General features: G+C 69.6%; 20 protein-coding genes and 1 pseudogene. 12 read left to right on the plus strand and 9 right to left on the minus strand.

The features are described 5' to 3' along the window. The 6 genes and pseudogenes from HY68_RS44925 to pstB form a co-directional block, all read left to right on the plus strand. Positions 1-378, plus strand: a pseudogene (locus HY68_RS44925) (hypothetical protein); the annotation flags it as partial. A 91-nt stretch (positions 379-469) separates the two neighbouring features. Continuing rightward, complete coding sequence (locus HY68_RS09060) at positions 470-943, plus strand: NUDIX hydrolase (protein ID WP_078863493.1); 474 nt, start codon at positions 470-472, stop codon at positions 941-943. 344 nt (positions 944-1,287) lie between these two features. Next, a complete protein-coding gene (gene pstS / locus HY68_RS09065) occupies positions 1,288-2,430 on the plus strand; it encodes a phosphate ABC transporter substrate-binding protein PstS (protein WP_041986704.1) in 1,143 nt (380 codons plus the stop codon). Positions 2,431-2,649: 219 nt separating this feature from the next. Beyond that, the gene (pstC, locus tag HY68_RS09070; protein ID WP_041986706.1) at positions 2,650-3,645 is read left to right on the plus strand and encodes a phosphate ABC transporter permease subunit PstC; all 996 of its coding nucleotides are present in this window, start codon (positions 2,650-2,652) and stop codon (positions 3,643-3,645) included. Then, positions 3,642-4,724: a phosphate ABC transporter permease PstA gene (gene pstA / locus HY68_RS09075; RefSeq protein WP_041986709.1), complete on the plus strand. Its 1,083-nt coding sequence runs from the start codon at positions 3,642-3,644 to the stop codon at positions 4,722-4,724. The genes pstC and pstA overlap by 4 nt, the downstream gene beginning before the upstream one ends. 23 nt (positions 4,725-4,747) lie before the next feature. Beyond that, positions 4,748-5,524: a phosphate ABC transporter ATP-binding protein PstB gene (gene pstB, locus HY68_RS09080; RefSeq protein WP_041986712.1), complete on the plus strand. Its 777-nt coding sequence runs from the start codon at positions 4,748-4,750 to the stop codon at positions 5,522-5,524. Positions 5,525-5,663: 139 nt separating this feature from the next. Here the strand turns inward: pstB and HY68_RS09085 are convergent, their stop codons facing one another. Together HY68_RS09085 and HY68_RS09090 are read right to left on the minus strand one after the other, a co-directional pair. Beyond that, positions 5,664-6,662, minus strand: a complete 999-nt coding sequence (locus tag HY68_RS09085) for an inorganic phosphate transporter (RefSeq protein ID WP_041986715.1) — start codon at positions 6,660-6,662, stop codon at positions 5,664-5,666. Positions 6,663-6,667: 5 nt separating this feature from the next. Next, positions 6,668-7,288 carry a DUF47 family protein gene (locus tag HY68_RS09090; RefSeq protein WP_040023684.1) on the minus strand — a complete coding sequence of 207 codons (621 nt, stop codon included), beginning with the start codon at positions 7,286-7,288 and terminating at the stop codon, positions 6,668-6,670. 198 nt (positions 7,289-7,486) lie between these two features. On the opposite strand from HY68_RS09090, the gene HY68_RS09095 reads away from it, so the two are divergent. Then, positions 7,487-7,843 carry a metal-sensitive transcriptional regulator gene (locus tag HY68_RS09095; protein WP_041986720.1) on the plus strand — a complete coding sequence of 119 codons (357 nt, stop codon included), beginning with the start codon at positions 7,487-7,489 and terminating at the stop codon, positions 7,841-7,843. A gap of 73 nt (positions 7,844-7,916) precedes the next feature. On the opposite strand, the gene HY68_RS43600 is transcribed toward HY68_RS09095, so the two are convergent. Both HY68_RS43600 and HY68_RS09100 read right to left on the minus strand, forming a co-directional pair. Further along, the gene (locus HY68_RS43600; RefSeq protein ID WP_198533443.1) at positions 7,917-8,081 is read right to left on the minus strand and encodes a hypothetical protein; all 165 of its coding nucleotides are present in this window, start codon (positions 8,079-8,081) and stop codon (positions 7,917-7,919) included. A gap of 228 nt (positions 8,082-8,309) precedes the next feature. Further along, positions 8,310-9,134: a hypothetical protein gene (locus HY68_RS09100; protein ID WP_041986724.1), complete on the minus strand. Its 825-nt coding sequence runs from the start codon at positions 9,132-9,134 to the stop codon at positions 8,310-8,312. 123 nt (positions 9,135-9,257) lie between these two features. On the opposite strand from HY68_RS09100, the gene HY68_RS44930 reads away from it, so the two are divergent. From HY68_RS44930 to HY68_RS42660, 4 genes are all read left to right on the plus strand, one after another. After that, positions 9,258-9,440 carry a hypothetical protein gene (locus HY68_RS44930; protein ID WP_078863495.1) on the plus strand — a complete coding sequence of 61 codons (183 nt, stop codon included), beginning with the start codon at positions 9,258-9,260 and terminating at the stop codon, positions 9,438-9,440. Between the two features lie 274 nt (positions 9,441-9,714). After that, positions 9,715-11,331 (plus strand): FAD-binding oxidoreductase, encoded by a 1,617-nt coding sequence (locus HY68_RS09105; RefSeq protein ID WP_041986728.1) that lies wholly within the window; start codon positions 9,715-9,717, stop codon positions 11,329-11,331. A 146-nt stretch (positions 11,332-11,477) separates the two neighbouring features. Then, the gene (locus HY68_RS39535; protein ID WP_157874304.1) at positions 11,478-12,404 is read left to right on the plus strand and encodes a hypothetical protein; all 927 of its coding nucleotides are present in this window, start codon (positions 11,478-11,480) and stop codon (positions 12,402-12,404) included. Positions 12,405-12,406: 2 nt separating this feature from the next. Continuing rightward, complete coding sequence (locus tag HY68_RS42660) at positions 12,407-13,075, plus strand: sortase (protein WP_041986731.1); 669 nt, start codon at positions 12,407-12,409, stop codon at positions 13,073-13,075. 7 nt (positions 13,076-13,082) lie between these two features. Here the strand turns inward: HY68_RS42660 and HY68_RS09120 are convergent, their stop codons facing one another. The 5 genes from HY68_RS09120 to HY68_RS09140 all read right to left on the minus strand — a co-directional run bounded on the left by HY68_RS09120 (position 13,083) and on the right by HY68_RS09140 (position 17,955). Then, the gene (locus HY68_RS09120; RefSeq protein ID WP_041986734.1) at positions 13,083-13,805 is read right to left on the minus strand and encodes a phosphatase PAP2 family protein; all 723 of its coding nucleotides are present in this window, start codon (positions 13,803-13,805) and stop codon (positions 13,083-13,085) included. 272 nt (positions 13,806-14,077) lie between these two features. Then, positions 14,078-15,100: a bifunctional lytic transglycosylase/C40 family peptidase gene (locus HY68_RS09125; protein WP_041995483.1), complete on the minus strand. Its 1,023-nt coding sequence runs from the start codon at positions 15,098-15,100 to the stop codon at positions 14,078-14,080. Positions 15,101-15,167: 67 nt separating this feature from the next. Continuing rightward, complete coding sequence (locus tag HY68_RS09130; protein ID WP_347560413.1) at positions 15,168-15,752, minus strand: hypothetical protein; 585 nt, start codon at positions 15,750-15,752, stop codon at positions 15,168-15,170. Continuing rightward, the gene (locus tag HY68_RS09135; protein WP_041986740.1) at positions 15,749-17,575 is read right to left on the minus strand and encodes an alpha/beta hydrolase; all 1,827 of its coding nucleotides are present in this window, start codon (positions 17,573-17,575) and stop codon (positions 15,749-15,751) included. The genes HY68_RS09130 and HY68_RS09135 overlap by 4 nt, the downstream gene beginning before the upstream one ends. Further along, entirely contained in the window at positions 17,572-17,955 is a 384-nt protein-coding gene (locus HY68_RS09140) for a hypothetical protein (protein ID WP_078863498.1), read from the minus strand. Before HY68_RS09140 ends, HY68_RS09135 begins: the two co-directional genes overlap by 4 nt. Positions 17,956-18,434: 479 nt before the next feature. Between HY68_RS09140 and HY68_RS09145 the strand changes: the two genes are divergently transcribed. Continuing rightward, positions 18,435-18,743: a hypothetical protein gene (locus HY68_RS09145; protein WP_041986745.1), complete on the plus strand. Its 309-nt coding sequence runs from the start codon at positions 18,435-18,437 to the stop codon at positions 18,741-18,743. Positions 18,744-19,008 lie beyond the last annotated feature (265 nt).

Here is a 19,008-nt window from a genome sequence, read left to right on the forward strand (position 1 = left end):
CCGCTCGCGGTCGCCGCGCATCCGTACAACGCCGAGGCGCTGGTGCACGGGCTGGCCACGGCTGCGGACGGCGAGGCGCAGGACGCGCCCTGGCACCAGGTACGGCAGCTGCTGCGGCTGCACAGGTACGCGCAGGAGGTGTGGTGCGCCGGCGGGGCGCCCGACCCGCTGCTCGCCGGCGCCGGGCAGGCGCTGGACCGGCACAGGGACGCGGCGGAGGCGGCGGCAGCGGCGGCGAACGCGGCCCGCACGCCCAGGATCGCGCCGGCCACGGCGTACGCCCTCGGGGTGCTCCACGCGGATCAGCGGCTGGAGGTGGAGGCGGCCAGGTTCGCCTTCCAGCAGGTGTGGCAGGAGGCGGCGGTGGCCGCGTCCTGACCGGGTAAGCGCTCGAAGCGGTGGGTTCGGTACGACGGGACAGACGGGACGACGGGGCAGACGGGACGACGGGGCAGACGGGAGTCCGGACATGTCGGTGAACAGTACGAACGGCACGGGCGGCACGGGCGGCACGAACGGCACGGGCGACGGCGCGAACACGGTGCTCGCCGCGGGTTGCGTGCTGTGGCGCCGCGCCCCCTACGGCAACGCCGGCCTCGAACTGTGTCTGGTGCACCGCCCCAAGTACGACGACTGGTCCCACCCCAAGGGCAAGCTGCACCGCGGCGAGGACCCGCTGGCCGCCGCGCTGCGCGAGGTCCTGGAGGAGACGGGCCACCACTGTGTGCCGGGCGCACGCCTGGGTACGGTCCGCTATCCCGTGCAGGGCCGGCCCAAGCAGGTCGACTACTGGGCGGGCGAGGCGTCCGGCGGCGCGTTCCGGGCGAACGACGAGGTCGACCGCGTCCTGTGGCTGTCCCCCGCCGCGGCGCGTGAGCGGCTCACCCAGCCCCGCGACCGGCTCCTGGTCGACGCCCTGCTGAACGCCCTGCACACCGCCTGACCGTTCCTGCCCCGGCCCCCGACCCCGGCCCGCGCCCGTTCCCCCCAAGCCCTGCCCCCGGCTCCCCCCGACGGCGTGTCCACCCACCGCCCCGGCCGGGCCTCCGTAGCGTCCTCATCTGCCGCTGGAACCGATTCCTCCGCCCGCGTACGCCCTCCCGGACAGAGCCGCACCAGGCCGTCCATCACGGTTCACCTTCCGTTCACTCGCTCCCGTCGGCGGCTTCACCTGATCTGCCTAATTTCGGACGTACACGGTGACGGGCACAGCGCCGCACCGACCACCCCGACGCACGCCGCCGTAGAAATACGACTACCGGCGGCTCTTGGAAGGAATCACCCGAAGTGAAGCTTTTGCGCAAGAACGGGCTGCGCGCCACCGCGCTCGGTGCCCTCGCCGTCTCCGGCGCCCTGGTTCTCACGGCGTGCGGATCGGACGACAACAGCGACGACACGGGCAGCGGAAGCACGTCGGCGGCCGCGAGCGCCCCGGCGGCCAACGCCGCATGCGACGGCGCCAAGGGTCAGCTGCGCGCCTCCGGTTCCAGCGCGCAGGCCAACGCCCAGAACGTGTGGGCCAAGGGCTACATGGCCGCTTGCCCCGGCGTCGAGATCAACTACAAGGCCTCCTCCTCCGGTGAGGGCATCACCGCCTTCAACCAGGGTTCGGTCGGCTTCGCCGGTTCCGACTCCCCGCTGAAGCCCGAAGAGGTCGCGGACTCCAAGAAGGTCTGCGCCGGCGGCCAGGGCATCGACCTCCCGATGGTCGGCGGCCCGATCGCGATCGGTTATCACCTGGAGGGCGTGGACAACCTCACGCTCGACGCCCCGACCCTCGCCAAGATCTTCGCCACGAAGATCAAGAAGTGGGACGACCCGGCGATCAAGGCGCTGAACCCCGACGCGAAGCTGCCCGGCAAGGCGATCCAGCCCTTCCACCGCTCCGAGGACTCCGGCACCACGGACAACCTGGGCAAGTACCTGACCGCCGCCGCGCCGAAGGACTGGACGTTCGAGGGCGGCAAGTCGTGGCCCGCCCCCGGTGGCCAGGCCGCTTCCGGCTCCGCCGGTGTCGCCACGCAGGTCAAGCAGGTCGACGGCTCGATCGGTTACTTCGAGCTCTCCTACGCCACCTCGCAGCAGATCTCCACGGTCGACATCGACACGGGTGCCGCCACTCCGGCGAAGGCCACCACGGACAACGCGTCCAAGGCCATCGGCGCCGCGAAGGTCGTCGGCACGGGCAGCGACCTGTCGCTCCAGCTCGACTACACCACCAAGGCCGACGGTGCCTACCCGATCGTCCTGGTGACGTACGAGATCGTCTGCGACAAGGGCAACAAGGCCGACACCCTCGGCACGGTCAAGTCGTACCTGAACTACACGGCCGGCGACGAGGGCCAGAAGCAGCTCGCAGCCGCGGGCTACGCCCCGATCCCCACGGAGATCAACGCGAAGGTCCGTACGGCCATCGCCGCACTCTCCTAGGGAGTGTCGCGAAGTATTCGTCCGCCCTCGGGGCCAGACGAGACTTCGCGGACACGACCTAGTCCCACCGACAGTCCGTACGAGCCGGCCCGTCCTGCTCAGCTGAAAGTTGACGGCGGCCGGCCCGGCACTCCTGCCGGGACCGGCCGTCCGTCGTCCACTCATCCGGTGCACCGCCGCCAGGGGAGCCGAAGCTCCCCCACACAGACCGGAAAGACCATGGCTACCACCACACCGATAGACACGCCTCCACCGGCGCCGCCCGTCAACCGCCCGTCGGACACCTCGACCGGCCGCATGGGCGACAAAGTCTTCTCGGGCCTCTCCAGGGGCTCGGGCATCCTGCTGCTCGTCGTCATGGCGTCGATCGCCGGCTTCCTGACGTACCGGGCGGCCATCGCCATCTCGGGCGACCACGCGAACTTCCTCACCACCTTCGAATGGAACACCGGGCTCACCCCGCCCGTGTTCGGCATCGCCGTGCTGCTGGTCGGCACGATCGTCAGCTCGATCGTCGCGATGATCATCGCGGTGCCGATCGCCGTCGGCATCGCCCTCTTCATCTCGCACTACGCGCCCCGCAGGCTCGCGACGCCGATCGCCTACGTGGTGGACCTGCTCGCAGCGGTTCCCAGCATCATCTACGGCATCTGGGGCGCGATCGTCCTGGTGCCCTACCTCGAGGGCCTGAACCTCTGGCTCGACCACTACTTCGCCTGGACGTACATCTTCGACCAGACGCAGCCCGGCGTCGCCAGGAACATGTTCACCGTCGGCATCCTGCTGGCGATCATGATCCTGCCGATCGTCACCAGCGTCAGCCGTGAGGTCTTCCTCCAGGTGCCGCGGATGAACGAGGAGGCGGCCCTCGCGCTCGGCGCGACCCGCTGGGAAGTCATCCGGCTCTCCGTGCTCCCCTTCGGCCGCTCCGGCATCATCTCCGCCTCGATGCTGGGCCTCGGCCGCGCGCTCGGCGAGACGATGGCCGTCGCGACGGTCCTGTCGCCCAGCTATCTGATGTCGCTCCATCTGCTCGACCCGGGCGGCGGTACGTTCGCCCAGAACATCGCGGCGAAGTTCGACGAGGCCAACGAGTTCGGGCGGGACGCCCTGATCGCTTCCGGTCTGGTCCTCTTCGTCCTCACTCTGCTGGTGAACGGCGGCGCCCGGCTGATCATCGCCCGCCGCAAGGAGTACTCGGGGGCCAACGCATGAGCCACGCAGCCGTACAGGACAAGCCCGCTCCCGTTCCGCCGCCGGACAACGGCGAGAACAGCCTGAGCGAGCGCCGACTGCCGCGCTGGGCAGGGGCCGGCTTCGCCGCCGCCGGGATCGTCGTCGGCGTGGCCGTCGGCGCGGGCGCCGGGCTGGACAGCAAGGTCCAGTGGGGACTGATCGCCGTCATCGCCTTCGTCGTCATCTCGTACGTCGTCACGAGCACGGTCGAGAACAAGCGCCAGGCCAAGGACCGGCTCGCCACCAGCATCGTCTGGGTGTGCTTCATCCTCGCCGTGATCCCGCTGTTCTCGCTGCTCTACACGACCATCAAGCGCGGCGTGAAGGTCCTCGACGGGAACTTCCTGACCCACTCGATGGGCGGGGTCATCAACACCGAGGCGGGCGGCGGCGTCTACCACGCCATCATCGGCACGCTGGAGCAGGTCGGCATCGCCACGGTGATCGCCGTGCCGATCGGGCTGCTGACCGCGGTCTACCTGGTCGAGTACGGCAAGGGCGCGCTGGCCAAGGCCGTGACGTTCTTCGTGGACGTCATGACGGGTATCCCGTCGATCGTCGCCGGTCTGTTCATCCTGTCGATCGTCCTGATCATCAAGGCCGGTCCTTCCGGCCTCGAAGGCTCGCTCGCGCTGACGATCCTGATGATCCCCGTGGTGGTCCGCTCCACCGAGGAGATGCTGAAGCTCGTACCGAACGAGCTGCGTGAGGCGGCGCTCGCCCTGGGTGTGCCGAAGTGGCGCATGATCCTCAAGGTGGTCCTGCCGACCGCGATCGGCGGTATCACCACCGGTGTCATGCTGGCCATCGCGCGTATCGCGGGTGAGACGGCACCGATCATCCTGCTCGTGTTCGGCAGCCAGTTCATCAACACGAACCCCTTCGACGGAGCCCAGTCGTCGCTGCCGTTCTACATCTACGAGCAGTACCGGTACGGCAACCCGGCCAGCTACGACCGTGCCTGGGGCGCGGCGCTGGTGCTGATCGCCTTCGTCATGATCCTGAACCTCGTCGCCCGCGGCATCGCCCGCTGGAAGGCCCCGAAGACCGGCCGCTGAGGCCAGGGAAAGAAGTGATTGACATGGCCAAGCGAATCGACGTCAGCGGACTCTCCGCCTACTACGGCAGCCACCGGGCGATCGACGACATCTCGATGACCGTGGAGCCCCGCTCGGTGACGGCCTTCATCGGCCCGTCCGGCTGCGGCAAGTCCACGTTCCTGCGCACGCTCAACCGCATGCACGAGGTCACGCCCGGCGGGCGGGTCGAGGGCAAGGTGCTGCTGGACGACGAGAACCTGTACGCCTCGACCGTCGACCCGGTCGCCGTGCGCCGTACGGTCGGCATGGTCTTCCAGCGCCCCAACCCGTTCCCGACGATGTCGATCTTCGACAACGTCGCCGCGGGCCTGCGGCTCAACGGCCGGTACGGCAAGCAGGAGCTCTCGAACATCGTCGAGAAGTCCCTGAAGAGCGCCAACCTCTGGAACGAGGTCAAGGACCGGCTGAACAAGCCGGGTTCCGGCCTCTCCGGCGGTCAGCAGCAGCGCCTGTGCATCGCCCGCGCCATCGCGGTCGAGCCGGACGTGCTGCTGATGGACGAGCCGTGCTCCGCGCTCGACCCGATCTCGACGCTCGCGATCGAGGACCTGATCGGCGAGTTGAAGGAGCGCTTCACGATCGTCATCGTGACGCACAACATGCAGCAGGCGGCCCGTGTCTCGGACCGCACGGCCTTCTTCAACCTCTCGGCGGTCGGCCAGCCCGGCAAGCTCATCGAGATAGACGAAACGGAACGGATATTCTCCAACCCGTCCGTCGCGGCCACCGAGGACTACATCTCCGGCCGTTTCGGATAGTTCGTACGAATCCGACCGGTCGCCAAGCCGTCCTGCGGTGCTGCATGGCGGTGCCACCGCACGACGAAAGGGCCCGCCCCCTCTCCCAGGGGGCGGGCCCACATACGTTCCGGTCCGCGCCCAGGCGGACGGTTCCCGGTCAGCCGAAGGCGAGGTTCACGATCCAGAAGCTGACCGCCGCGACCAGGGCGGCCGCCGGCATCGTGATGAACCAGCCGAGGATGATGTTCTTGGCGACGCCCCAGCGCACGGCGTTCACCCGCTTCGTCGCCCCGACACCCATGATCGCCGAGGTGATCACATGGGTCGTGGAGACCGGCGCCTGGAAGATGTAGGACGTCGAGTACAGGATCGCGGCGCCCGTCGTCTCGGCGGCGAAGCCCTGCGGCGGGTCCAGCTCGATGATCTTGCGGCCGAGCGTCCGCATGATGCGCCAGCCGCCCGCGTACGTACCGAGCGACAGCATCAGCGCACAGACGATCTTGACCCAGACCGGGATCGGGTCGCTGAAGTTCTCCGAGCCGGAGATGACCAGGGCCATCATCACGACACCCATCGTCTTCTGGGCGTCCTGCAGACCGTGGCCGAGCGCCATGGCGGCGGCCGAGACCGTCTGGGCTATCCGGAAGCCGCGCTTCGTCTTGTGCGGGTTCGACCTGCGGAACAGCCACATGATCGCGACCATGATCAAATAGCCGACGACGAGACCGACGATCGGCGAGAGGAACATGGGGACGACGACCTTCTCGACGACCCCGGACCAGATGACATCACTGCCACCGGCCAGCGCGGCGCCCACCAGGCCGCCGAACAGCGCGTGCGAGGACGAGGACGGCAGGCCGAAGTACCAGGTCCCGAGGTTCCAGACGACCGCGCCGACCAGCGCGGCGAAGAGGACGCCCATCCCCTTGTCGCCGGAGGGCGTGTCGATCAGCCCTTCGCTGACGGTCTTGGCGACCCCCTGCCCCAGGAACGCGCCCGCGAGATTCATCACGGCGGCCATGGCCAGAGCGGCACGAGGAGTCAGCGCCCGGGTGGACACCGAGGTCGCGATCGCGTTCGCCGAGTCGTGGAAGCCATTGGTGTAGGTGAAACCGAGCGCGACACCGATGGTCACGATCAGAGCGAAGGTGTCCACGTGGGTCAGGACTCCTTGACCGTGATCGTCTCCACCGTGTTCGCGACGTGCTCGAACGCGTCGGCGGCCTCTTCAAGCACATCGACGATCTGCTTGAGCTTGAGCACCTCCATCGCGTCGTACTTGCCGTTGAAGAGATGGGCCAGCAGCTTGCGGTGGATCTGGTCGGCCTGGTTCTCCAGGCGGTTGACCTCGATCCAGTACTCGGTGAGGTTGTTCATCGTGCGCAGATGCGGCATGGCCTCGGCGGTGAGATCCGCCGCCCTGGCCAGCACCTCGATCTGCTGCTCGACGCCCTTCGGCAGCTCTTCGACGTTGTAGAGGACGACGAGGTCGACGGCCTCCTCCATGAAGTCCATGATGTCGTCGAGCTGCGATGCCAGGTTGTAGATGTCCTCGCGGTCGAACGGCGTGATGAAGGAGGAGTTGAGCTGATGGAAGATCGCGTGGGTGGCGTCGTCCCCCGCGTGCTCCGCCGCCCTCATCCGCTCCGCGATCTCGGCTCTGGCGGAAGAATCCGCCCCGAGCAGTTCCATGAGGAGCTTGGAGCCCGTGACGATGTTGTCCGCGGAGGCGGAAAACATGTCGTAGAAGCTCGTCTCCCTTGGGGTCAGACGAAATCGCACCTGGGGTCCTCGGGTTACATGGAATTCGGTCAGGCTGATGCTAGATGAGTGCGCCCCCAGTGTCGCTCATCAGGCAACACCATCCGAACAGGCCCCCTGCCGCAAGGCTCCCAGCGGGGTATCATATACCTACCTGGGGTATATACCCCCGTTTCGGACACCGCAAGATCTCAGCCACCCACCCCACAGGAGGACGCGATGACGACCACCGAAGCGGCCGGCTCGACCGCCAGCGAAGCGCCCTCCACGACGGAGGGTGAGACCGGTCACGCGGTGCACGGATACCACAAGCAGAAGGACGAGCACCTCAAGCGGCTGCGCCGGATCGAGGGCCAGATCCGCGGTCTGCAGCGGCTCGTGGACGAGGACGTCTACTGCATCGACATACTCACCCAGGTCTCGGCCTCGACCAAGGCCCTGCAGTCCTTCGCGCTCCAGCTCCTGGAGGAGCACCTGCGGCACTGCGTCGCCGACGCGGCCGTACGGGGCGGCGAGGAGATCGACGCGAAGGTCGAGGAAGCGACGAAGGCGATCGCCCGGCTGCTGCGCACCTGAGAGCGCCGGCCGCGGGGGCGCAGCGAGCTGCACCCCCGCGTCGGGCGGTCACTGACCACTCGGGCCACTCGGATTACTCGCGGCCACTCTCGGCCGCGACGTTCAGCACCTCGTCGATACGGTCAGGGCTGAGCCGGTCCTCGTCCGCGGCGGACGCCGCGATCATCAACTCTCCGCACAACTCGATCTCGGCGAGGGCCACGTGGTCCTGGACGGTCGCGGTAGGCAACGGAGCCACGTGCAATCACCTCTTCCTGCCGGTGTCTTCCTGCCGGTGTCGGCTTCCTAGCGTAGGGAGCACGACACTCCCCGCGCATGGCACGTCCGGACCATTTCCGCCACGATCTTGGAGGATTTCCGGTCACCGAGAGGCCCTGATACCCCGATTACCCGCCCTTTGCCACTATTTGCCGCCGCTTGGCAGCGCTTGCCGGTGAGTGCCCCGCTACTTGACCGGTACGTAGCGCTACTTGACCTTCCCGGCGAAGATGTCGGCGCCCGGCGGCAGGGTCACCGTCACCGGGGTCCCGAAGCCGAAGAGGAGCGTCGTCGACGAGACCGCCACCGTCTTCCCCGCGTTGACATAGCTGAAGCGGTGTCTCACCTTGCGCAGCCGTCCCGCCTCGTCGAGATACGCGTCGAACGGGACGACGTCCTTGGCGAACCCTTTCGCCGCGGCCGTCAGCGCCGCCCGCGTCCCCGCCGACGCCACCTTCGCCGCCTGCCCGATCTCCGTCACACCCCGGTAGTGCCACACCAGCGTCCCGGCCAGATCCTGCTCGGCGACGAATCTCACATCACGGGCGGTACGCAGCAGTTCGGCGGCGGCCAGCGGATCGGTCACCCCGCCGGTGACCAGATTCCCGTCGGCGAGCGCGGTCGAATCCACCCTGACCCACTTGTCGGCGGGCACCCCCGCGCCGCGGTTCTTCATGTAGAGCACGCCGGGCGACAGCAGTTCGGTGATCGGCCGGTGCTCGCTCGCACCCGCCGGGTCCTTGGGCAGCGTCACGGTGAGCCGGCCACGCCGGCGGCCGAAGTCGTACCCGCCCTCGCCCCTGATGGTCACCCGGGTGCCGCCGGCCGCCATCTCCATCGACGTACGGGCCTTGGCACTCCCCGAGGCGAGCAGCACGTCGGCCGCCTCGCGCACCGCCCCCGGGTCGGCGCCCGGACGGTCGTCGGCCGCCGCGCCCGCGCCCTGCGTGCACCCGCCGGTCGTCGCGACGACCCCGGCCATGGTCACCGCCGCCAGGGCCACACCCCTGTGTCCGTGCTGCCGCACCGCCATCGCCTGCCAACCCCCAACGCCTTACCGCTGCTTGTCCGAAACTCCACCCGTTCCGGATAACGACGCCCGGCGTCGCCCGTCACGCCGGACCACCCGGCGAGGGGACCCCGGTACGGTGGAGACGTGTGCGAGCAAGGCATCTCCGAAGCCCAGACCGCGTCCCCCCACACCACATCGACCGTCGAGCGCGGTTCCTTCTGCACCGCCCGCTGCGTCTGCGGCTGGGCGGGGCCCGCCCGAAGATCACGCGATCTAGCGCGCAGGGACGCGCAGGCCCACGCCGAAGCACAGCCGCAGGTCACCTAGGGCCTGTCTGACACATCCCGCCTGGCCCGAGGGCGGACGGCGCTATGTGTCAGACAGGCCCTAGGACTGAGACGGCGAAGCCGGGACACCCGCAAGAGTGCGTGACGCGCGCAGGACCCGCGCGCCGCGCACTCCTTGCCCGCCTGTCACGCTCCTTTGTCACCTCTTCACCTCGTCCACGGAACCCGGCGGCTCCCGGGGATCGTCCCGTTCCGGGGAGGCCCACCCAGGTCTCCCGGTTCACCGGTTCGCCGCCCCCTCGGAAGGCCGTCCCATGGTTCGTACCGTCCAACGCCGCACGCTGCTCGGCGCGGCGGCGGCGCTCGCCGCCACCGGCGCACTGAGCGCCTGCTCCCCCGACGACGCGACTGCCGGGAAGGGCGGTGACTCCCCGGGCAACTCCCCGTCGGGCGGCACCCGGCCGGCCGGCGGCGCCGCGTCGGCGAGCGCGTCACCGGGCGCGCCGAGCTGGGGCGCGCTGGCGAAGGGGCTGGACGGCGAACTCGTACGCCCCGGGGACGCCGACTACGCCACGGCGCGCCAGCTCTACAACACGCGCTTCGACAACCTGAAGCCCGCAGCCGTCGCGTATGTCACCGGCGAGGGCGACATCAAGGAGTGCCTGGCCTTCGCCCGTACGCACCGCACGCCGGTCTCCATACGCGGCGGCGGCCACTCGTACGCGGGCTGGTCGAGCGGCAACGGCCGGCTCGTGATCGACATATCGAAGCTCAACTCGCTCGACGGGGCCGCCGACGGCAGGGTCGGCGCCGGCGCCAAGCTCTCCGACGTCTACCGGGCCATGGCCGACCACGGCCGTACGATCCCGGCGGGCTCCTGCCCCACCGTGGGCGTCGCGGGCCTGACCCTCGGCGGCGGTCACGGCGTCGCCGCCCGCGCCTACGGGCTCACCTGCGACAACCTGACCTCCGCGACCCTCATCACGGCGGACGGCCGGCGGCTGACCGCCGACGCGGACGAGAACAAGGACCTCTTCTGGGCGCTGCGCGGCGCGGGCAACGGCAACTTCGGGGTCGTCACCGAGCTGCGCTTCAAGACCCACCCCGCCCCCGAAGGCATCGCGGGCTTCATGAACTGGCCCTGGTCGAAGGCCGACACCCTGCTCGCGGCCTGGCAGGAGTGGGGCCCCGAGCAGCCGGACGAGATCTGGTCGTCCCTGCACCTCGACGCGGGCCCCGGCGGCGTCACCCCCACCCTGTCCCTCTCGGTCTTCTCGCTCGGCGACGAGGCAGGGCTGCACAAAGCGGTCGACCGCCTCGCCGACGGCCCCGGGGGCCCGGGGCCCGCGAGTTCCGTCTCGATCAAGCCGCGCGGGTACGAGGACGCGATGCAGGTGTACGCCGGCTGCTCGGGCCTCACCGCCGAACAGTGCAAGCTCCCCGGCGGCACCCCGGGCCGCAGCAGGCAGGGCGGGCTGCACCGCGAGACGTACGCCGCCGCCTCGGACTTCTACGACCGCTCGCTGTCGCCTGCGGGCCGGCAGGCCCTCATATCCGCCGTGGAGGACTTCACCAAGATCCCGACGAGCCAGGGCGGCGGCAGCGGCTCGGTCGCCCTGACGGCGCTCGGCGGCGCGGTCAACCGCGTCGACCCGTCCGCCACGGCCTTCGTCCACCGGCGTTCGCGGATGCTGACGCAGTACATCGGCTCCTGGCAGCAGGGCACCTCGGGCTCGGCCCAGCAGGCGTGGCTCAAGAGCGCGCACGGCGCGATGCGCCGGTACGCGTCGGGCGCCGCGTACCAGAACTACATCGACCCGACGCTGAAGGACTGGCGCAACGCGTACTACGGCTCGGCGGCGGGGCGGCTGGCGACGCTGAAGAAGCAGTACGACCCGGACCGCCTGTTCGACTTCCCGCAGGCACTGTGACGGCGGTCGCCGCGGACGCGGGCGCCGCAGCGGTGCGGACCCGGCCGCTCCGGTAGCCCGTACGGCCCACCGAAGTGGCCGGAAGGACCGGCTGCCGGTGGCCTGTATCCATGCACCGTTACGGACCCCGGTCAGCCGCAGCCGTCGTGACCACCGCTCTGCTGCTCGCCCTCGGTCTCGCGACCGGTACGGCGGCCACGGCCGTCGACCGGCCGACGAAGCCACGCGAGCTGACGCTCATCAACACCGCGAGCGGCGCGGCCCTGGCGGACGAGAAGGGCAACCCGCTGTATCTGCGGAAGGCCGACAAACCTGACGTCTCCGGCTGTACGGGCACGTGCGCGAAGACCTGGCCGGCCGCTGTCGGCTTCCCGACGAAGGCGCGCGGGGTGACGGGCGACACGGGACAGACGAAGCGGCTCGTGCCGGGCACGCGGCTGCCGCAGGTGATCTACGACCAGCACCCGCTGTACTACTACCGGAACGACGAGCCGAAGCACCCGCAGGGCCAGCACGTGGCGGGCTTCAGCCTGATCGCCCCGGACGGCTCCCCGCTCCCTGCGGCCGAGCCGGGGACCGGGGAGACGATCTCGTCGACGTCGCGGCCGGAGTCGGAGGTGACGGGGAAGGCGACGGGACGGGCTACGGCGACGGCCTCGGCATCCCGCCGCCCGGCGGCGACTTCCCGGCCGACTTCCCACCGGACGGCGACTCCCCGGCCGACGGCGACTCCCCGGCCGACCGCGACGTCCTCCCGGACCCCGTCCGCCACCCGATCCACCATGTCGTCGTCGGGGATCGCATCCGGCGTCGCGACGGGGATCGCTTCCGGGCTCGCATCCGGCGTGGCGTCCCCGACGGGGTCCGCGTCCGCTGTGGTGGGGGCGGTCCAGGTGACACCGTCCGGCGCCGCGCGCGGCGGCGCGGACCATCCGGCGGAGGTGGCGGACGCCTCGGGCCCGACGGGTCCCGCCGAGCTGTCCCTCGCGATCGGTGCCACAGCGGCGGCCGGGGCGGGTGCGCTGCTCGTCATCCGCCGGCTCCAGCGCCGAGCCGCGGGCGGGGACCACTGACCGTGAGGGCGACGGCGCCCGCGGACACCGCGATAAAGGTGCTGCTGGCCGTCGCCGGTCTGTGCGCGGTGGGCGCCGTACTGCTCCAGCTGTTCGTGCCGCGCACGGCGCCGCCGCGGGCGCCGGTGCAGTCGGCGGCCGAACCACGGCAGATCCGGGTGACGGACGCGCACTCGGTGCCGGTGAAGCTGCACATCCCGTCGCTCGGCGTCGACGCGGACATCCTGCCGCTGGGGCTCGACGCGACGGGCGCGCTGGAGGTGCCGGGGTTCCGTAACCCGATGCGGGTCGGCTGGTACGCCCTGGGCCCGCGCCCCGGCCAGCGGGGGCCCGCCGTGCTGGTCGGCCACCGGGACGCCCCCGCCAACGAGTACGAGCACGGCAAGCGCGTCGGCGGCAACCACCTCAGGAAGGGCGTCTTCGCCAAGATCGGCCGGTTGCACGACGGCGCCCGGATCGAGGCGGAGCTGGGCGACGGCAGGCGGCTGCCGTTCCGGGTGACGTCCGTCGAGACGTACCGGACACGGCGGTTCCCGACGGCCCGGGTGTACGGCCCGGTGGATCAGCCGCAGCTGCGGCTGATCACCTGCGGCGGAGTGATCGACGCGCAGGGCCACTGGGACTCGAACGTGGTGGTCAGCGCCGTACAGGTCGCGGCGCCGCCCGGGTAACGCACCCTCAGGCGGCGAGGTTGTTGTCGTCGGGCCGGGGCTCGGGGATGTCCAGCGCGCGCGTACCGCCGGCGCTGAGCGCCGCAGCGTCCGCCGCGCGGGCGGAGCGGGAGCGTACGAACCAGCCCGCGAGGGCCGACCGGGAGACCGCCGACATCAGCGGCGTGAGCAGGGCGAGCGCGATGGGCGTGAGCAGCAGCGTGACAGCCGTGCCGAGGGCGAATCCGCCGATCACGTCCGTCGGGTAGTGCACCCCCATGTAGACGCGGCAGAACCCTTCGAGCATCGCGAGGCCGATCGCGACGAGCCCGAACTTGCGGTGGACGATGAAGATCCCGACGCCGAGCGCCATCGCCATCGTGGCGTGGTCGCTGACGAACGAGAAGTCGTCCTTGCCCGCCACGAGCACGTCCAGGCCCTTGTGGTCGACGAACGGCCGGTTGCGGCCGACGAAGTCCCGAATGGGGATGTTGATGAGCAGGGCGACACCGGCGGCGAGCGGCGCCCAGACGAGCCCGGCGACGCCCGAGACCGAGTCCCCGGCAGTCCCGCGCCGGCGCACACTCCACCAGCTCCACAGGACGACGAGCACGAGCCCGAGGAGAATGCCGTATTCGCCGACGAATTCCATGACGCGGTCGAACCACGAAGGGGCGTCCTTCGCGAGTCCGTTGATGTCGTAAAGCAGACTGACGTCGGGGTTCGACCCATCCAGTACGAGTCCAGCCATCTGCTGCGGCCCCTTGCCTTGTTGCCCGCTGCGACCGCACTTCCTCGTGCGTCGCTTCTACCAACCCCCGTGGTCAGTACGAGACGTGCTGCGTGATCAGTACCGCAGTCACAGTCCAGGGAACGGCCCACTCACCGACTACGTTCCGCACTCCACCGAAAGATCACCATCACGTTATCGAAGAGTGACACGTCGTCGCAGTTCAGCGCCCGCGTCCGACGGACAGTTCCAGCCATCGGACCGGGCCGGCGCGGTCCGGGCGGCGACCGCCGTCAGGCCGCTGACCGGCTCTTCGGCAGGTGGGTGGGCAGCGATTTCGCGCCGTCGTCGGTAACTCGCGTCGCGCCGAAATAATCCGGGGAGTCGATCTTGTCGAACCTGATCACCGCGCCGGTGTAAGGAGCGTCGATCATGTATCCGCCGCCGACGTACATGCCGACGTGGTGAATGGCCCGGGAATTGTTGAGATCGTCCGAGAAGAAGACGAGATCACCAGGCAACAGCTCATTACGTGCGGGATGCTCACCGGCGTTGTACTGATCGTTCGCGACGCGCGGCAGCTCGATCCCGACACTGCGGTACGAGGCCTGCGTCAGCCCTGAACAGTCGAACCGCCCGCCCTGCTCGGGCGTGCCGTTGCCACCCCAGAGATAGGGCGTCCCGAGCTTCTGCTGCGCGAACTCGATGGCCCCCGCGGCCTGTTGCGACGGCAGTATCCGCCCGGCGGGCGCGGTGAAGCTCTTGGCGAGGGTACGGATGGTTTTGACGTAGTTCTGCGTCTCCTTGTACGGCGGAACCCCGCCATACCGGATGACGGCGTACGCGCCCGCGTTGTACGCGGCGAGCATGTTGTCGGTGATGTCGCCGGGGACGTCCTTGACGTAATTCGCCAACTCGCAGTCGTAGGCGGCGGCGGACATGATCCCGTCGGCGGGATCCCAGATGTCCTTGTCGCCGTCCCCGTCCCCGTCCACGGCGTGCGCGGCCCAGGTGGCGGGCAGGAACTGCCCGATGCCGCGGGCGTTGGCGGGGGACTGGGCGGAGGGGTTCCAGCCGCTCTCCTGATAGATCTGCGAGGCGAGCAGCGCGGCGTTGACGGCGGGACAGGTCTCGCCGGCCCGCTGGACGTAGAGCCGGTACTCGGCGGGCACAGCGCCCTTGGCCAACCCGACGGCCCCCCCACCCCCGGCCCCGGCGATCCCGGAAGCGGCGGCGAAGGTCCCGACGACGAGAACCCCGACAAAGGTGACCCCGACGCCACCAAGCGCCCCCGCGACGAGCCAGGCCTTACGCACCGTCAAACGCCCTTCGGCAGAGGGACACCACGTCTGTCGGGGCAAGTGTAGGTGGGGAGGGGAGGGATCAGGGGGTGGCGGGCGAGGACGACGCAAGAGGTTCGCTGGATGACCAAAAGTCGTCCTGCACGTTGGGACGAGGGATCGGCCCGCTGGTGTAGGCCGGACCGTTTGGCGGGACGGTGGACTCGGCCACGGCCGACGCGTCTACGCATGGCGTGGCCACCTCGAAGAACGCCTGCCCTTCGCCGCCGATGCTGAGACTGATCTGGAAGCCGTCGACAGTCCTGGCGTAGATGCCGGGGAACTCTGCGTCACTGTTGACCGAGGTGATCTCGTAGCCGGTCTTACGCCAGAAGCGATCAATCACGCCGAGAAGAGCGCCGCGGCGATTCGGTGAGATCTGTGTCATTACCGTACGACGCCGGGAAAGATCACAACTTCCCGTTGTCGTTGGACCGTGAGTCCACTGAACAGGAGGCTTGATCGCACCAATGGTGCCGTCAAGCATTCGGTCCGCCCGGTCAGCGGCCTGCTGCATGTCCATGCCCTTACCGTCTCCATCCCCTACCGAGTCACGGGATGCACTGCATCCCAATAGCGTCATGCAGACGGCAAGCAATCCCAGAACCCATGCCGTTCCTTTGGTCATCGCCATTCCTCCGCCTTGATGGACCGGGATCTACCGGTAACGATCTTGGCGATGTTGTCAGCGGACACGAGGTCCTTCTGCGGATCGAAATAGTTCGAGTGCGCGGGCAACGGAGCGCCACCACTCATAGGTAACGGCCCGTCACTGACCTCAAACCGCCGCGCCCCGAACGCCCTGCTCGCCGGGTCTCTTCCGAACCACAGGTCGTCGTCCCCCCGGTCGGCCAGGTCACCCGCCACCGCCGCCCCGATCGGTCCGGCCACGGAGAAGCCCGCCGCCCCCGCCGCCGCCTCCTGTTTCGAGGGAAGCCTCGTCACCGCGTCGTTCCCGGCGGCGCCCACGAAGACGTGGTCCTTGCCCACTCCCAGGTCCTCCGCCCGGTCCACCCCCACCCCCGGGCTGCCGACGAAGACGATGTCGTCGGCACCAGGAATCCCATCGTCGTGCTGCGCGGCAGCGCCCACCGTGCGCGAGCCGTACGAGTGGCCGATGGCCGTCAGGTGCGGATCGTCGTGCTGATTCGTGGCCGTCAGGCCACTCATAAAGCTGTTAAAGGCAGGCGCACCCGCCTCCGCCCGCCCCGCTCCGGCGACGTCGAATTTCGACGCCTGCGGAGCGTCGTAACCCAGCCACGTGATCGCCGCACTCGACGGGTCATATTTCTGCGCACCGATGGCGGTGTCACGCGCACGCTTAAGGTCATTCTCCGCGAACCCCTTGTCCAGCGCCGTCCCCAGCCCCGGCACATACGCCGACACATTCCTCGCCGTATCCGGGTTCCCGTACGCCACAATCGCCCGGCCGTTCCCCTCGTCCCCGATTCCCAGCAAATACATCGGCGGCACCCTCGGGTCCACCGCACGCAACTGCCGGTCGATCTCCCTCAGGCCCTCCAGCCGCGTCTGCGACTCCCCGTCGTCCTGTGCGGACAGTTTTCCGATCAGGAGTTGGAGGTTGTCGCGGTTCGCCGCGTCGCGTGCGTCCGACGGGATGCCGTCCAAGTTGCCGATGCGGTCCGGGAAGACCGCCAGGTACTCCTCGCGGGCCTCCTGGGTCAGGCTCTCCCACCAGGCCTTGCGTTCCGCCGGGGTCTTGTCCTTCGGGATCGAGTCGCTCAGGTACTCGTCCGCCAGGCCCCGTACCGCCGTCGCGTCCCCGTACGCGTCCGTCCACGTCTCCGACGTGACCCCCAGGCCCTCCTCGGCCGTCAGTTTCCGCAGCGTGCGCGTGTACCGGCTGTCGATGTCCCGCGCGTCGAACAGCGCACGCGCGATGCGGTCCGCGATCTCCTGCGCCTTCGCCGCGTTCGGGTTCAGGCCCGAAGGGCCCGGCAGGCCCGGCAAGGCCGGCGACGCCGGCGCGGCTCCCAGGTCCGGTGGCCGCAGCAGCCGGCCCGCGCTCGTGCCGCCCGGCGGCTGAGGCGCCGTCAGCGTCGGTTCGCCCGCCGGCGGGTAGCTCACCGACCCGTCCTCGTGCACGGTGAACCGCAGACCCCCCGCGTCGTCCAGCGCCCGGCGCAGCTCCCGCTGCGGCGCCCTCAGCTCGTTCGCGAAGCTGTTCAGCGTCGTACGGACCAGGCCGCACTCCGTGTAGATGTACTGGAAGTCCCGGCTCAGCACCCGCAGCCGCGCCACCGCCGCCTCCGCAGCGGCACCCTCCTGCGTGGTCGCCAGCCCGACCAGGACCTGCTTGTCGATACGGTCCCGCGCCGCGTCCGCGCGGTTGCTCGCCCTGCCCCAGCCGTCGGCCGCGTCCTCCAGCTCCGCGCAGTCCAGCGCCCGTAACCGCGCCAGCGTCAGACCACCCGCACAGTCCGGCGTCACCGGCCGTCCCCCTGCGTCAGCCGCGCGAACGACGACCTGATCGCCGTCTCGGTCTCGCCCTGGTCCCGCGCCACCGCCCGCAGGCTCGCCGAGAGCCCGCCGCACTCCCCCATCGCCCGCTCCACGCGCCGCTCCCACGACCCGCGTACCGCCCCCAGCACCGCAGCGACGCCCAGGCCCGCCGTACCCGCCGTCAGACCGTCGTGCGCCGCCGCGAAGTCCGCCCGTACCCGCCCGAGATCCGTACGCAGCGCCTCCGCCGCACCGGCCGCGCTGGTCCACGGCCCGGCGCTGTGCCGGAGAGAGGGGCCACCAGCCGCCCCCAGTCCCGCCTCCTCGATCAGCGATCGCCATTTGTCCGCATCCGAATGCACCGTCATGCCTTCGCCCCGTTCTTTCCGTTCCGGGCGGCACCCTCCCAAAGCCCGCACCGGTGACATGCCGAGGCGCCCAGCAGCTGACCGGGACTGGAGACCCTCGGCGGCGGGCATATTCGCCCATGTGATGGGCCGTTCGACGGACGGGCGGGCGGCGCGGCACCCTTCGTGAGGTTCACCCGTACGGTGGGCGGACCAACCGACGGACCGTCACCACCCGTCGTGCCGAGTGATCTTGCGCCAAGGTGGAACAACGACAGTCATTGCCCGGAGTCACGCACCGTGATACACAGAGTAACCATACGCGTACTCGCATACACCGGTCCGCGCCAGGTCAGAGCACTGCGGTCGGTCATATGTGCGGGGAACGGGTAAAGAGACCCGCCAAGCGGCATACGAGGCCGGTTCCATCAGCGAAGATAGAGCGTGACCCATGCCGTGGGGCACGGGCAGTGAACAACCCAACAGGGGTGGTGAGTTACATGTACCTGGCGGCCGACAAGGGCGACATCTCCACCATCATCGGTGGCATCGCCCCGAACTGGGGTCCGTTCGGCAGTCTCGGGAACGAAGCCAAGGTGATGATCGAGGTCGTGATGGCCGTTGCCATTCTCCTCTGCCTCGGTATCGCGATCTGGGGCGCGGCGAAGCAACGGATCGGCGCGACAGCACTGAGGGACACGTTCAGCGCCGAGCAGGGCAAGGGGTTGATCGTCGCCGGACTGACCGGCGTCTTCATCATCGGCTCGCTCGGGACGCTGTTCACCATCGTGTACGGGATGGCCGTCTGACCACCCGTCCGATGCCCCCGTTCCATCCCCCGCCCCGCCACCGACACCACCCGTCCTTCGCGCCCACCGGCTGAGGTTGCGTCTCCCTGATGTCCAGTCACCACACCCCGCCCGCGCGGGAACCAGGACGGCTACCGTCGTACTACGAGGCACCGCAATCGGTCGAGGGAGCACACGCGGCATGAGCTTCGGTGACGAGCAGGGTTACGGCGGCGACGCGAACCGCGCCGACGACGGCTTCGGCGGCTCCGGGCAGACGCGCACC

Source organism: Streptomyces sp. AcH 505, from assembly GCF_000818175.1.
Lineage (GTDB): Bacteria > Actinomycetota > Actinomycetes > Streptomycetales > Streptomycetaceae > Streptomyces.